At 69.5% G+C, this 13,712-nt stretch carries 10 protein-coding genes; 4 read left to right on the top strand and 6 right to left on the bottom strand.

All coding sequences use genetic code 11. The features are described 5' to 3' along the window. Positions 1-210: 210 nt before the first annotated feature. Positions 211-1,575, bottom strand: a complete 1,365-nt coding sequence (locus tag NR810_RS24215) for a UbiA family prenyltransferase (protein ID WP_257455733.1) — start codon at positions 1,573-1,575, stop codon at positions 211-213. Positions 1,576-1,736: 161 nt separating this feature from the next. Here NR810_RS24215 and NR810_RS24210 point away from each other — a divergent pair, with 161 nt between their 5' ends. The 3 genes from NR810_RS24210 to NR810_RS24200 all read left to right on the top strand — a co-directional run bounded on the left by NR810_RS24210 (position 1,737) and on the right by NR810_RS24200 (position 8,011). Next, a complete protein-coding gene (locus NR810_RS24210) occupies positions 1,737-4,295 on the top strand; it encodes a DEAD/DEAH box helicase (protein WP_257455732.1) in 2,559 nt (852 codons plus the stop codon). Between the two features lie 49 nt (positions 4,296-4,344). Next, entirely contained in the window at positions 4,345-7,017 is a 2,673-nt protein-coding gene (locus NR810_RS24205) for a phosphoenolpyruvate carboxylase (RefSeq protein ID WP_257455730.1), read from the top strand. A gap of 97 nt (positions 7,018-7,114) precedes the next feature. Further along, a complete protein-coding gene (locus NR810_RS24200; protein ID WP_257455729.1) occupies positions 7,115-8,011 on the top strand; it encodes a Uma2 family endonuclease in 897 nt (298 codons plus the stop codon). Between the two features lie 7 nt (positions 8,012-8,018). Here NR810_RS24200 and NR810_RS24195 read toward each other — a convergent pair whose 3' ends face one another. Continuing rightward, positions 8,019-9,089 (bottom strand): TauD/TfdA family dioxygenase, encoded by a 1,071-nt coding sequence (locus NR810_RS24195; RefSeq protein WP_257455728.1) that lies wholly within the window; start codon positions 9,087-9,089, stop codon positions 8,019-8,021. Positions 9,090-9,366: 277 nt separating this feature from the next. Further along, positions 9,367-10,269: a hypothetical protein gene (locus tag NR810_RS24190; RefSeq protein ID WP_257455725.1), complete on the bottom strand. Its 903-nt coding sequence runs from the start codon at positions 10,267-10,269 to the stop codon at positions 9,367-9,369. A 175-nt stretch (positions 10,270-10,444) separates the two neighbouring features. Between NR810_RS24190 and NR810_RS24185 the strand changes: the two genes are divergently transcribed. Beyond that, on the top strand, positions 10,445-10,801 hold the full coding sequence (locus NR810_RS24185; RefSeq protein ID WP_257455724.1) for a TIGR02266 family protein: 357 nt from the start codon (positions 10,445-10,447) through the stop codon (positions 10,799-10,801). 26 nt (positions 10,802-10,827) lie between these two features. Here NR810_RS24185 and NR810_RS24180 read toward each other — a convergent pair whose 3' ends face one another. From NR810_RS24180 to NR810_RS24170, 3 genes are all read right to left on the bottom strand, one after another. Next, the gene (locus NR810_RS24180; protein WP_257455722.1) at positions 10,828-11,319 is read right to left on the bottom strand and encodes a GNAT family N-acetyltransferase; all 492 of its coding nucleotides are present in this window, start codon (positions 11,317-11,319) and stop codon (positions 10,828-10,830) included. A 108-nt stretch (positions 11,320-11,427) separates the two neighbouring features. Further along, complete coding sequence (locus NR810_RS24175) at positions 11,428-12,483, bottom strand: alpha-ketoacid dehydrogenase subunit beta (protein WP_257455720.1); 1,056 nt, start codon at positions 12,481-12,483, stop codon at positions 11,428-11,430. 3 nt (positions 12,484-12,486) lie between these two features. Continuing rightward, on the bottom strand, positions 12,487-13,494 hold the full coding sequence (locus NR810_RS24170) for a thiamine pyrophosphate-dependent dehydrogenase E1 component subunit alpha (protein ID WP_407653824.1): 1,008 nt from the start codon (positions 13,492-13,494) through the stop codon (positions 12,487-12,489). Positions 13,495-13,712 lie beyond the last annotated feature (218 nt).

Genomic DNA, 13,712 nt, shown 5'->3' with positions numbered 1-13,712 from the left:
GGTAGTCGGTATATCCGGTCAGCGGGTCCGCGCGCTACATGTCCGTTCAGGGAGCGTGCAGTTATGCACGTCAGGTGAACTCTTCCACCCCAAAAAAGGGTGGGCACATGTGCGCGGAGCCACTGCCGTTGACGGCCTGACATCCCAAACGAGGGGAATGCGGGTGTACACGAGCGGTGCTCGTGGGTGTCCATCCTACCGTTTGGAACCTCAGGTGGCGGCCAGGAGGACACAGGCCGCGATGAGCCCCACCACGTAGCTGACCTTGTCCTTGAGGGCGAAGATGAGGGGATCCTCGTTCACCTCGCCGCGGTGGGCGAGCAGCCAGACGCGGCCCACCCAGTACATCATCACCGGGCACAGCAGCCACAGGCGCGCCGGGTGGGCGTAGAGGACCGTCACTTCCTTGCTGGTGATGTAGAGCGCGAGCACCAGCACGGACAGGTAGCCGCTCGACACGCCGAGCATGGAGAGCTGCTCGTAGTCCCCGGCCACGTACCCGCGCCCGTGGGCGGCGGGCTCGTTGGCCAGCCGCAGCCTGCGCACCTCGCTCAGCCGCTTCACCAGGGCCAGCGAGAGGAAGAGGAACATGGAGAAGGTGAGGAGCCAGCTGGAGGTGGGCACCCCCACCGCGAGTGAGCCTCCGAAGATGCGCACCGTGTAAAGCCCGGCCAGCACCAGCACGTCCAGCATCGCCACCTGTTTGAGGAGGAAGGAGTACGCCAGGGTGATGCCGTAGTAGGTGCCCAGCAGCGCCAGGAACTCGCCAGGCAGCAGCGACGCCACGGCGGCTCCCGCGCCCAGCAGCACCGGGGCGAGCCACAACCCGGCGCGTACCGACAGCGCCCCCGAGGCGAAGGGACGCTGGCGCTTGGTGGGGTGCCGCCGGTCCGAGTCCAGGTCCAGCAGGTCGTTGAGCACGTACACGCTGGAGGCGCAGAGGCTGAAGGCGATGAAGCCCAGCACGGCGTGGAGCAGCATCGGCAGGTTCAGCGCCTTGTGCGCGGCCAGCAGGGGCACGAAGACGAGCACGTTCTTGGCCCACTGGTGCACCCGGAGCGCCTTGCGGATCGCCCGGGGCCGGGACATGGTGGCCTCCCGGGGGCGGGCCTCCTCGGGCCGTTCGCCAAGGGCCTCGCGCAGCCGGGCCTCCCGGTGGGCCCCCGTCAGCTCCCGGGTGCCATCGCTCGCGAACACCGCCTCGAAGAGCCCCAGGTGGGCGGCCACCGCCTCGGCCACCTTCTGATCGGCGGCCGTGGCCAGCACCAGCCGCCGGCCACGGGCCTTCTCCTCGCCCAGGTGCGCGACGAGCACCTCGTCATAGGGCAGCCGCGCGACGTCCAGCTCCACCCGCCGGGCGACCTCGGCGCGCACGAAGGCGCGGCCCTCGAGCCGCCATCCCAGGGACGCGAGCGCCTGCAGCGGGTGGTGCTTGAGCAGCCGCAGCAGCCCCTCGTGCAGGGTGTGCGTGCGCGTGAGGACCCCCTCCAGCTCGACCGCGAGTGGCGGCGAGCCGCGCTGGGGCTCGGGAGGGCCAGCGGCGGGAGGCGGCGTGACGGGAGAGGAGGGAGGCATCGAGCGAGGCCGCGCAAGATAACGTGGCCGGGGGACCCTGGCGACACGCCTTCTCTGGAATGCAGGGGAGGGAACGATCCGTTCCCCACCGAGCGGCTTCGAAGTCCGCCCTGCATTTTTCCGGGCTGGCTGCCCGCGCTCCCGCCTAGAGTCCTCACACGATGGTCACGATCGAAACCCCCCGCGCGCCGCTGGCGGCGCTGCTGCCCGACCGCTCGCAGGGCCCCCTGGACTCCGATGAGATCCTCAGCCGGTTCGTCGGCTGGGTGGAGTCCACCGGCCTGTCCCTCTACCCGGCGCAGGAGGAGGCCATCCTCGAGCTGCTGGGGGGCAAGCACCTGTTCCTCAAGACGCCCACCGGCTCGGGCAAGTCGCTGGTGGCCATGGCGCTGCACTTCAAGGCCATGGCCGAGGGGAAGGTGTCCTTCTACACCTGCCCCATCAAGGCGCTCGTCAACGAGAAGTTCTTCGCCCTGTGCGAGGCCTTCGGTCCGGAGAACGTGGGCCTGCTCACCGGCGACGCGGCCATCAACCGCGAGGCCCCCATCATCTGCTGCACGGCGGAGATCCTCGCCAACCTGGCCCTGCGCGACGCCATGCTGCGCGCGGACTACGTGGTGATGGACGAGTTCCACTACTACGCGGACCGCGAGCGCGGCATCGCCTGGCAGATTCCGCTCATCACCCTGCCGACGACCACGTTCCTGATGATGTCGGCGACGCTGGGCGACACGCACCTCATCGAGGAGCGGTTGCAGGAGTTCAGCGGCCGTGAGGTGGTCAGCGTGCGCAGCGCGCAGCGCCCGGTGCCGCTGGACTTCGAGTACCGCGAGACGCCGCTGCACGAGACCATCCAGGAGCTGATCCGCCAGAACAAGGCGCCCATCTACCTGGTGAACTTCTCGCAGCGCGCGGCGGCCGAGCAGGCGCAGAACCTGATGAGCGTGGACTTCTCCACCAAGGAGGACAAGGAGGCCATCCGGCAGGCGCTGCTGGAGGCCCCCTTCGACACGCCCTACGGCAAGGACTTCCAGCGTTTCCTGCGCCACGGCATCGGCATGCACCACGCGGGCCTGCTGCCCAAGTACCGGCTGCTGGTGGAGAAGCTGGCGCAGACGGGGCTGCTCAAGGTCATCAGCGGCACGGACACGCTGGGCGTGGGGGTGAACATCCCCATCCGCACGGTGCTCTTCACGCAGCTGTTCAAGTTCAACGGCGAGAAGCTGGCCACGCTGAGCGTGCGCGACTTCCAGCAGATCGCCGGCCGCGCGGGCCGCAAGGGCTTCGACACCCAGGGCAGCGTGGTGGCGCAGGCGCCCGAGCACGTCATCGAGAACGTGAAGATCGCCCAGAAGGAGGCCAAGGGTGGCAAGCGCCTGCCCCGCAAGCCTCCGCCGCAGAAGGGCTTCGTCAACTACGACAAGAACACCTTCGAGCGGCTTCAGACCGGGTTGCCCGAGCCGCTGGAGTCCCGCTTCGAGGTGACGCACGGCTTCCTGCTCAACCTGCTCCAGAGCGAGATGGTGGGCGGCGCCGAGGGCTACCAGCGGCTGGTACGGCTCATCTTCCGCTCGCACGGCTCGGAGTACATCAAGCGCCGCAACCTGAAGGAGGCGGCGGCGTGCTTCCGCACCCTGCGCAACGCGGGGCTGGTGATCGTCCAGAAGGGGCAGGGGGGCTCGGGCGCGACGGTGGCGGTGGCGCCGGGGCTGCAGCGCGACTTCTCGCTCAACCAGACGCTGTCGCTGTACCTGCTGGACACGCTCAACAAGCTGGACCACGAGGCGGAGACGTACGCGCTGGACGTGCTGACGCTGGTGGAGTCCATCCTGGAGAACCCGGAGGTGGTGCTCTACGCCCAGCTGCACGAGCTCAAGGGCCAGAAGATCAACGAGCTGAAGGCCCAGGGCATGGAGTACGACCAGCGGATGGAGGAGCTGGAGAAGCTCGAGTGGCCCAAGCCCAACCGGGACTTCATCTACACCACCTTCAACGCCTTCGCGGAGAAGCACCCGTGGGTGGGCGCGGAGAACATCCGGCCCAAGTCCATCATGCGTGACATGTACGAGCGGTACATGTCCTTCCACGACTACGTGCGCGAGTACGGCCTGCAGCGCAGCGAGGGCGTGCTGATGCGCTACCTGGGGGATGCCTACAAGGCGCTCACCCAGACGGTGCCCGAGCGCTACCGCAACCAGGAGGTCAACGAGATCATCGACTGGATGCGGGCGATGATCCGCCACGTCGACCAGAGCCTGCTGGACGAGTGGGAGCGGATGAAGAACCCGGGCGAGGTCGTCGTGCGCCGGGCGGAGGCTCCGGATCGCCGTCCGACGGATCTCACGGACGACCCGCGCGCCTTCGCGGCGCACGTGCGCAACGAGCTGCACCGGCTGCTGCGGGCGCTCGGGCAGAGGCGCTACGCGGACGCGCTGGCGCTGCTGCGGCTGGATGCGGGAGGGGAGGACTGGACGGTGGCGAAGCTGGAGGCGGCGATGGCCCCCTACTTCGAGGCGAACGGGAGCGTGGTGCTCACCCCGCAGGCACGCCGGCCGGCCAACACCTTCCTCAAGGAGACGGGTCCACGGCAGTGGGAGGCGCAGCAGCGCATCCTCGACCCCGAGGGCCATGGCGATTGGATGCTCGACTGCGTCATCGACCTGACCGGGCGCAAGGTGGACGACGGTCCGCTGCTCACCCTGCGCCGGATCGGAACGTGACGGCGTCGTGTCACCGTTGAAAGTCCCTCCTCAAGGTAGATAGCTCCGCATGGCTCCCATCCGTCGTCGCATCGACTCGCAGTTGCGCCGGGATGTCCGGCTCCTCGGCCGCCTGCTCGGTGAGGTCCTCATCGAGCAGGAGGGACAGGCCCTCTTCGACCTGGAGGAGCGTGTCCGGCACCTCTCCATCGAGCGCCGCCGCGGGCCGAAGTCCGGCCGCCGGGCCGCCGCCACGCAGCTGGCCGCGCTGCTCCGGGAGATGCCCCTGGAGCAGGCCGAGCCCGTGCTGCGCGCCTTCTCCACGTACTTCCGTCTCGTCAACCTCGCCGAGCAGCACCACCGCATCCGCCGCACCCGTGAGCATGCCATCGGCGGCCAGGGGGGCCCGCAGCGGGGCTCGCTCGAGGCGGTGATGCAGACGCTGCGGCAGGCCGGTGTCCCCGCCCAGAAGGTGCGCGAGCTGCTGATGTCCATGCGGGTGACGCTCACCCTGACGGCGCACCCCACGCAGGCGTCCCGCCGCACGGTGCTGGAGAAGACCTACCGCCTGGCCCGGTTGCTGGAGAACCGCGACCGCTGCCATCTCACCCCTCACGAGAAGGCCGACACCCATCTGTCCATGCGCGAGGAGATCACCGCCCTCTGGCAGACGGACGAGCTGCGCCGCGAGCGGCCCACCGTGGGCGACGAGGTGAAGAACGCCCTCTGGTACGTGGAGGAGGTGCTCGGCGAGCAGCTCGCGCTCATGCCGGAGACGCTCGACTGGGCCTTCGAGCGTGTCTATGGCGAGCCCCTGGGAGTTCTCGCCACGCCCGTGCGCCTGCACTCGTGGGTGGGCGGCGACATGGATGGCAACCCGCTGGTGACGCCGGAGGTGCTGGCGGACACGCTGCGTGCCCACCGGGCCCGCGGGCTCCGCATCCTGATGACGCAGGTGGCCCGGTTGGGTTGGGTGCTCACCCAGTCCGAGCGGCATGCCTTCGTCTCGGAGGAGCTGAAGGCCTCGCTCGCCGAGGACGCCGCGGCCCTGCCGGAGGTGATGATCCGTTATGGCTCGCGCACCACGGGTGAGCCCTGGCGCCGCAAGCTGCGCTTCATCGAGGCCCGGCTCCAGGCCGCCCTGGCGTATGTCGAGGGCCGCCGCGCCGGCCGCACCGAGCCACTTCCTCCCGCGGCCTACCGCTCGCCCGAGGATCTGCTGCGCGATCTGGGCATCATCGAGCGCTCCCTCATCGAGGCCAAGGCGAAGCAGGGCGGGGTGAGCAAGGTCCGCCGCCTCATCTCCCTGGTGCGGGCGGTGGGCTTCCACCTGGCCGAGCTGGAGGTGCGCACGCCCGCCGAGGACGCGCGCAGCGCCGCCGCGTCGTTGGCGGGAGGGCCCGCGCCCACGGAGGGCGGAGCGAGGTTGTTGGCCGTGCTGCAGCGCATGCGCGAGGCCCAGGCCGAGTCGGGAGAGGGGTGCTGCCGCACGCTCATCCTCTCCATGGCCGCCAGCGCCGAGGACGTGCTCGCGGCCTTCCAGTGCGCGCGGGGGGCCGGCCTGTGGGACGAGGCCCGGGGGTGCGCCACCGTGGACGTGGTGCCCCTGTTCGAGCAGCTCGGGGCGCTCGATGATGGCCCGCGCATCCTGCGCGAGCTGTTCACCCACCCCGAGTACCGCCGCCACCTGCAAGCGCGAGGCGTGCAGGAGGTGATGGTGGGGTACAGCGACTCGGGCAAGGAGGTGGGGCTGCTGGCCGCCAGCGCCGCGCTCTACCGCGCCCAGTCCGCGCTCACCCAGGTGGCCCACGAGGCCGGCGTGCGCCTGCGCCTCTTCCATGGCCGGGGCGAGACGGTGGCCCGGGGTGGTGGTCCCGCGCAGGAGGCGATCCTCGCGCTCCCACCCGGCAGTGTCGCCGGCACGTACAAGGCCACCGAGCAGGGCGAGGCGTTGGACCACAAGTACGCCCGGCCCGAGCTGGCGCGGCGCACGCTGGAGCTGGTGCTCGGCGGGGTGTTGCTGCACTCGCTGGATGCGCAGCCGCGCGTGGCGCGCGAGGAGGAGGCCTCGTTCCGCGCCACCTTCGACGAGCTGGCGGAGATCGGCCGCCGCGCCTACCGCGCGCTCGTGTGGGAGGACCCGAACTTCGTTCCGTTCTTCCAGGCGGCCACGCCCATCGAGCAGATCTCCGCGTTGCCCATCGGCTCGCGGCCCAGCAAGCGTTCCGCCGGAGGACTGGAGTCGTTGCGCGCCATTCCCTGGAGCTTCGCGTGGACGCAGAACCGCGCCATCGTGCCGGGTTGGTATGGGGTGGGCTCGGCGCTGGAGGAGCTGGGCTCACGGCCCGGGGGCCGGGAGTTGTTGAGGCGCATGTACCGCCAGTGGCCCTACTTCCACACGGTCATCGACAACGTGGCCATGGTGCTGGCGAAGGCGGACATGGCCATCGCCTCGCGGTACGCGGCGCTGGCGCCCGAGTCCACGCGTCCGCTGTGGGAGAGCATCCGTGCCGAGTACACGCGCACGCGCCGCTGGGTGAAGCAGGTGACGGGCGAGGAGCGCCTCCTGGAGGGAAACCAGCAGTTGCGGCAGAGCATCGCCCTGCGCAACCCCTACGTGGACCCCATGTCCTTCCTCCAGGTGGAGCTGATGCGGCGCAAGCGGGCGGGGTGTGAGAACTGCGAACGGCCGCTGTTGCTCACCTTGAGCGGAATCGCCGCGGGCATGCGCAACACCGGGTGAGGAGGGGGGTCCGATCGGCCGGACGCCTTCCGCAGGACGCTTCCGCCCGCTCCGGCTTGGTGCCTGCCCCACGAGGCATTACTCTGTCCTCAGGCCCATGCGCGTCCATCCCTATCGCGTCGACCCGGACGATCCTCGCGCGCCGTCCCAGGAGGAGTGGGATCGGCTCACGCCCGAGGAGCGCGCTCGCATCGTCGACAGCCTGCCCTCCGAATTTCCCGTCTCCGAGGCCTCGACGCCCGAGGGAGACCCTCATTACGAGGCCAAGTCGCGTGCGCGCGAGGTGCTCGGGGGCTACTTCGCGCGCATCGGCCGCAAGGTGTACCTGGGATGTGAGCTGCCCGTGTACTACCCGGGCGAGCCCATGTTCGCCCCGGACGTCATTGCGGTAGTGGACGTGGAGCCCCATCCGCGCATGCGCTGGGCGGTGAGCGCCGAGGGGAAGGGGCTCGATCTGGCGCTGGAGATCCATGTGGCGGGCAACCGCCGCAAGGACCTGGAGAAGAACGTCGAGCGTTTCGCCCGGCTCGGCATCCGCGAGTACTTCCTTTTCGATCGGGGACGCTTGCGGCTGACGGGCTGGCGGCTGGAGGAGGGCCGGCGTGTCTACCGGCCCATCCTGCCCCAGCATGGCCTCTACTCCTCCGAGGTATTGGGGCTGGAGCTGCAAATCGAGGACGAGCGGTTGCGCTTCTTCCACGGAGGAGCGGCGCTGCCGGAAGCGAACGAGTTGATCGCCCGGCTCGAGCGGATGGTGGAGGGCGCGGAAGCGCGCCGTGCCGAGGAGGTCCGCCTGCGCGAGGAGGAAGCCCGCCTGCGTGAGGAGGAAGCCCGCCTGCGTGAGGAGGAGGCAAGCCGCAGACAGGAAGCGGAGCGCAAGCTGGCCGAGGAAGCTCGCCTGCGTGAGGAGGAGGCGAGCCGCAGACAGGAAGCGGAGCGCAAGCTGGCCGAGGCGCTGGCCGAGCTGGAGCGGCTGCGCGGCGGCCGGAGCTGACCGGGGGCTACGCGGCGTCGAAGTACACGCCCCGCACCCAGCGGGCGCCGGTGAAGTTCGTGCGCGCGTGGAGCATGCGCCAGTTGTCGTAGATGAGGAAGTCGCCCTTCTCGAGGCGGAAGCGGTACTGGTGGCGTTCGTCCCGCACGAGCCTCGCGAAGCGGTTGTACGCGCGGTACCACGCCTCCATCTCGGCGAAGGGCCGGCGGTGGGGTGCGAGGGTGAAGTAGCTGTAGCGGATGCGGAAGCCGCCGGGCGCGTCGAAGTCGAGGATGGGCGAGACGAGCACGCGCTCGAAGGACTTCTGCTTGCGGTGGAAGGTCACCGGCACCGTGCGCAGCAGGTCGAAGGCGGGCCGGTCGAGATCGGCCAGGTGGTGCGCCGCCGCGAGCGCGTCCACCACGAAGTTGTCGCCTCCCGTGTCCGCGGGTTGCTGGCAGTGCAGGAGCTGGTAGCGCGGCGGCCTGTCGAGGAAGGGCTGATCCGTGTGCAGTTGGATGGCGCTGTCCGTGTAGCCGAGCTGGTCGGTGTTGCGGTTCGTCGTGTTGTCGGTGCGCAGATCCTCGATGCGCCCGAAGTGGGTCTCGATGACGGAGAGTCCCTCGCGGCCGATGGCGTCGATGAGGGACTCCGTGTCGGTGCCGAAGCCGCGCACGATGAGGGCTCCGGTGCGTTGGACGGTGCGCACGGTGAAGCGCCCGAGCGGCTCGTCCAGACGCGAGGCCTCCACGGTGATGGCCGCGCTGTCGGAGGGAGGGGCGGGGGAGGGGACCCGGTCGGCCGCATAGGCGTGCTCGCGGAGCCAGTCGGCGGCGTAGCGGCTCACCTGCCCGTCGGAGCGGTCGCCCCAGTCGATATCGAGGGCGGCCGCGTCCTCGGTGAGACGCACGAGGCGGGGGTGGGGCTCGAGCGGCAGCTCGGAGGAGCAGACGATGCGCTCGCGGGTGAGGGGGTGCCGGTCCAGCTCGGAGTTGTGCCGCAACCAGAACCAGTGGAAGTCGGCGTGGCGCGGGCTCTCTCCAGCGGCGAAGTGGACGCGCAGGAAATCGTCGTGGGGCTCGAATCGGGCAATGGGCATCGGACACTCCTCTGGCGGGAATGGCCCGAGCACGCGCCCACGGCGGGGCGCCGGAGACGCTCCGTGGCGAGACGCGACGCTCAGGTGGGAAGAGACGAGGGCTCCCTCGCGCCGTGCCAGCGGGTACTCAGCCGGTACTGTCGGAGGGACGTGGCTGCTCGACTAACAACACGCGCCGCAGCGACAGGGGCTGCAGGCGGTCGTCAGGAAGCGGGCGCACGTTGCACTCATCGTGTAGCCAGATTAACGGCGTGTCGCGGACAGATCAACCCGACCCCTACGGCACGCAGGCCCCCACGCCTGGGAAGTCCTGCAGGGGCTCGCAGCGTCCGCTCGCGCAGCCCGGCGTTCCCGAGGGCGTCCGGCACAGCGCGCGGCACACCAGGCCCGCTCCTTCCTTCACGCAGGCGCTCCCCGGCCGGCAGTCGTTCGAATACGTGCAGGGCGAGCCGTTCTCCGCGCCTCCCGCCGGCACGCACACCGGCCCGCTCCTCGGCGAGGGGTAGCACCCCAGCGAGCTCGCGCAGCCCTGCGCCAGCAGGTCGCACTTCGGCCCTGGCTCTCCGCACACCCTGGGCAGCTCGTCCGAGCCCTCGAAGCGCAGCACCTCGATGCAATCGCGCGGGGCCGTGCACTGCGCGCTCCCGTAACAGAACTTCTGGCACGCGAAGGTGGTGCCCCCATCCGCCGCCGTCTGGTCCGTGCAGTGCAGCCCCGCCTTGCACGTGTCGTGGAAGTGGCCCTCCGGGCTCGCCGTGCTCTGACAGGCCCCGCCTTCCGTCACCGTCCCGTCCGGCACGCAGCGCCGGCGCGTCGTGCCGCCCTGGCGCACGTAGGTGCACTTGTTCCCCTCCGGACAGTTCTGCGCCACCGGGTCGCACTCGTCCGCGGGGAAGCAGCGGTTGCCCTGCCCACCGTCCTCCAGGAAGCCCCGCAGGCACAGCGCGCCCGCGTCACAGCCCTGTTGCCGCGCCACGTCACAACCCTGGAGCGGCTCTCCCGCGTCCCCGTCCCCGCCCGAGTCCGTCGACCCTCCGCCCCCATCGTTCTTCGCGCCCGGCCCACCATCGGCCAGCGTCCCGGAGTCGTTCCCCGCGCTCCCATTGCCGTTGCGGCAGCCACTGGCTACCCATCCACCCATCAGCACGACACTGCACACCAGGAGAACTTTCGCCCGCATTCCTTGCCCCGTCTGGAGTAACGAACAGGACTAATAAGACGTCCGTGGAGAAACGGGCCCCCCTTGAACAAGACCTGGGGTACAGCGGACACTTGTTGACGCCACGAGGTCTCCGACCGAGTGCGTCATCTCAGTGCCATCCACCCAAGAGCCCGAGGAATCAGTGCGCATGACCATGAAGACGTCCGAAGCCGCGGAGACGCCGGCGGTGCTGCACTCCAACCGGAGGGCCCATGAGAGGGTGACGGCGACGTTCGATGTCCGTTTTCAGGAAGCCCAGGACGCGGCGCGGGCGCTGCGCGCCTACTCGCTCAATCTGTCGGCTGGAGGACTGTGCCTGCGCACGCGGCGCTCCTACGACGTGGGCTCGCGCGTGCGTCTTCAGATGACCGTGAGCGGAGAGGACTTCGAGCTCGAGGGCATCATCTCGTGGGTCCGCGATGACGCCGAGGCCATCGGCGTGCGCTTCGTCGACGTGAACGAAGCGGACCAGGCCCGCCTGCAGCGCGTGGTGGGCAGCTTCAAGCGCTGAAGTGGGGCGCGGCCGCGGGTGCCGCGCTACTGGCCGTGCTGGCCTTCCAGCTCGACGTAGCGCAGCACCTGCCGGTCCATCTTCACGAAGCCGCAGGACTCGTAGAAGCCCCGTAGCTCCTCCTGACCGTAGGAGCACACCTCGAGCCGCTTGACGCTCAGCGCACGCGCGCCACAGCGCTCGATGACCTGCTGCATGAGGGCCCGGCCCACGCCGCGGCGCCGCCAGCTCTCGGTCACCACCAGCTCGTCCACCGTGGCCACGCGCCCGCGCAGCCTCAACTGCGGCCGGTGGGACAGCGACACCATGCCCACGGGGCGATCCTGCAGATCCGCCGCCACGAAGATCTCGATCTCCGGATGGCTGATGACCCAGTGGACCGTCTGGGCGTCCGAGCCATGGGGGTAACCCATCTCTCGCAGGAGCGCGGCCAGGCTCTCGGCGTCACCGCGGCGAGCACGGCGGATGCGGAAGGAGGGAGCGTCCGGGGCGGGGGTTCTTGTGGGGATCGGTTGCACGGCTCGCACAGTCTATCCAAGGGGGGGGCGACCTCGCAAAGGTAGAGGGCGGCTCCGGACTCTTCTCCGGGCCGCCCTCGCACACTTCCGCCTACCGTGACACGGGAATCAGGGCTGCTCGGACGCCAGCGAGCGGATGGCGGCGGTGACGTCGCCCTGCTGGGGCACCGAGGCCATCTCCAGCGTGTCCGCCAGGCCGATGCCCGGAACGAACTTGCCAGCGAGCAGCCGAGGAGGCGCCATCAGCTTGTAGAAGAGCTCCTCGACCGTGCGGCGCACCAGGTGCTCGCCGAAGTTGGTCACCTCGGTGTCCTCGTTCACGTAGAGCACGCGGCCCGTCTTCTCGACGGAGCCCTTGATGAGCTCCCAGTCGTAGGGCCACAGGGTGCGCATGTCGATGACCTCGGCGTCCACGCCCTCGGCGGCCAGGTCGTCCGCGGCCTTCTTGCACAGCGGCAGCGTGCGGCCGTAGCTCACCACCGTCACCTGCGAGCCCGCGCGCACCACCTTGCCCTTGCCGATGGGCACCGCGTACGCCTCGAGCTGCGGCCACTGCGGCTTCCACTGCGAGCGGTCTCCCAGCGGCGCGTCGATCATCTTCGACAGCAGCTTGTCGTCCTCGGGCTCGCCCGGAATCCGCTCCTCGCCCTTGATGCGCAAGAGCGCCTTGGGCTCCAGGTACATGACGGGGTTGATCTCCTGGCAGGCGGAGATCATCAGCCCGTACGCATCCAGCGGGTTGGAGGGGATGACGATCTTCCAGCCCGGGATGTGCGTGGCCGTCGCGTCGAAGGAGTGCGAGTGGTAGATGGACCCGCGGATGCCACTGCCCACCGGGGTCTTCACGACCATGGGCAGGTTCCAGTCCCCGTTGGTGGCCCAGCAGGTGTTGCCGGCGATCTTCAACAGGTCGATGGTGTTGAAGATGTAGTCGGCGAACTGGATCTCCGCGACGGGCTTCGAGCCGGCCATGGCCAGACCGATGGCCATGCCGATGATGCCGCGCTCGTCCAGGGGCGAGTTCCACGCCGTCTTGAGGCCCTGCGTGGCGGTGAAGACGCCGCCCAGGGGGGCGCCCACGTCCTCGCCGAAGATGTCGGTGACGCCGAGGTGCTCCTCGGCGTAGTGCAGGGCCATGCGAACGGCCTGTGCCATGTTGGCCATGGGTTACTTCCTCTCCGCGAAGATGTGGTTCCAGATGGTCTCGGGGGCCGGCAGCGGCTCCTCGCGGACCTGACGGGCCATGGCGGCCATGTCCTCGGTGTAGCGGTTGCGCAGCTCGTCCATCTCCTTGCGCGTGAGGATGCCGTGCTTCTCCAGGCGCTCCTCGAAGACGGCCAGGCAGTCCTGCTCGTTGCCCACGAAGTTGGCGCCGGACGCCGACGAGTGCCCGTACAGGCGCGACACCATCGCCTCCAGGAGGAACGGCTTGCGCTCCTTGCGCACGTACTCCATCGCCTCCTTCAGCTCGAGGTAGGAGTTGATCGGATCGTTGCCGTCGATCGTCTTGGTGCGGATGTTGAATGCCTTGCCGCGATCCGCGATGTGCGTCTCTCCGTGCTGGGTCTCCCCCGGCGTGGAGATGCCCCACTTGTTGTTGGTGACGATGATGAGGATGGGCAGCTCGTTGCCGGGGCGCGAGCTCCACACCAGGCACGAGGCGAAATCGCCCTCGGCCGTGCCCGCGTCACCGCCGGTGACGATGGAGATGCCGTCGCCGCCGTGGCGCTTCTGCGCCAGCGCGGTGCCCGGGGCCATCGCGTACTGGACCTCGATGGGGGAGGAGACCGGGGCGATGTTCCACTCGCGCTTGGAGAAGTGGCCCGCGAAGTTGCGGCCGCCGGAGTAGGGGTCCGCGGCCACGTTCTTCATCTGCCGCAGCGCACCGATGGGATCCTCGCCCAGGGCCATCATCGTGGCCGACTGGCGGTAGTGCGCGTGCAGGTAGTCGTAGGCCGGGCCCTGGCCCTTCTTCATCAGCAGGCCGAGGGGGACGTTGAAGGCCTCCTCACCCGGGCCTCCAATCCAGAAGTACCCGTGGCCCTGCTTGTACATCTGGATGAGGCGCTCTTCGAGGACGCGCGCCTTCACCATCAGGTCGTGCATCCGGACCAGGAGCTCCCGATCGAGCGGGAGCGAATCTTCATCGCGGTTGAGAAGGCGGGGTTTTGGCACGCGCGTCTCTCTGTCAGAGGGAAAAGGACGGGGCCCCCTATACCGCAAAGGTGCCCCCGGCGCTCAAGCACGCCGTGGATGTCACGGGCCCGCCGAACATGCCGCGCCGCGGCGTAGACGGACGGCCCGTTACGGTGAACACACCGCCCGCGTGAGATGCTCGTTTCCAGATGGGAAGGGACTGTTGGCAGCCAGCAGGGCGGCTGATGGGGGAGCCC

The organism is Archangium lipolyticum (assembly GCF_024623785.1).
Taxonomy (GTDB): Bacteria; Myxococcota; Myxococcia; order Myxococcales; family Myxococcaceae; genus Archangium; species Archangium lipolyticum.
Note: the sequence above shows the minus strand (reverse complement) of the source record. Positions and strands in the feature narration are given on the sequence as shown.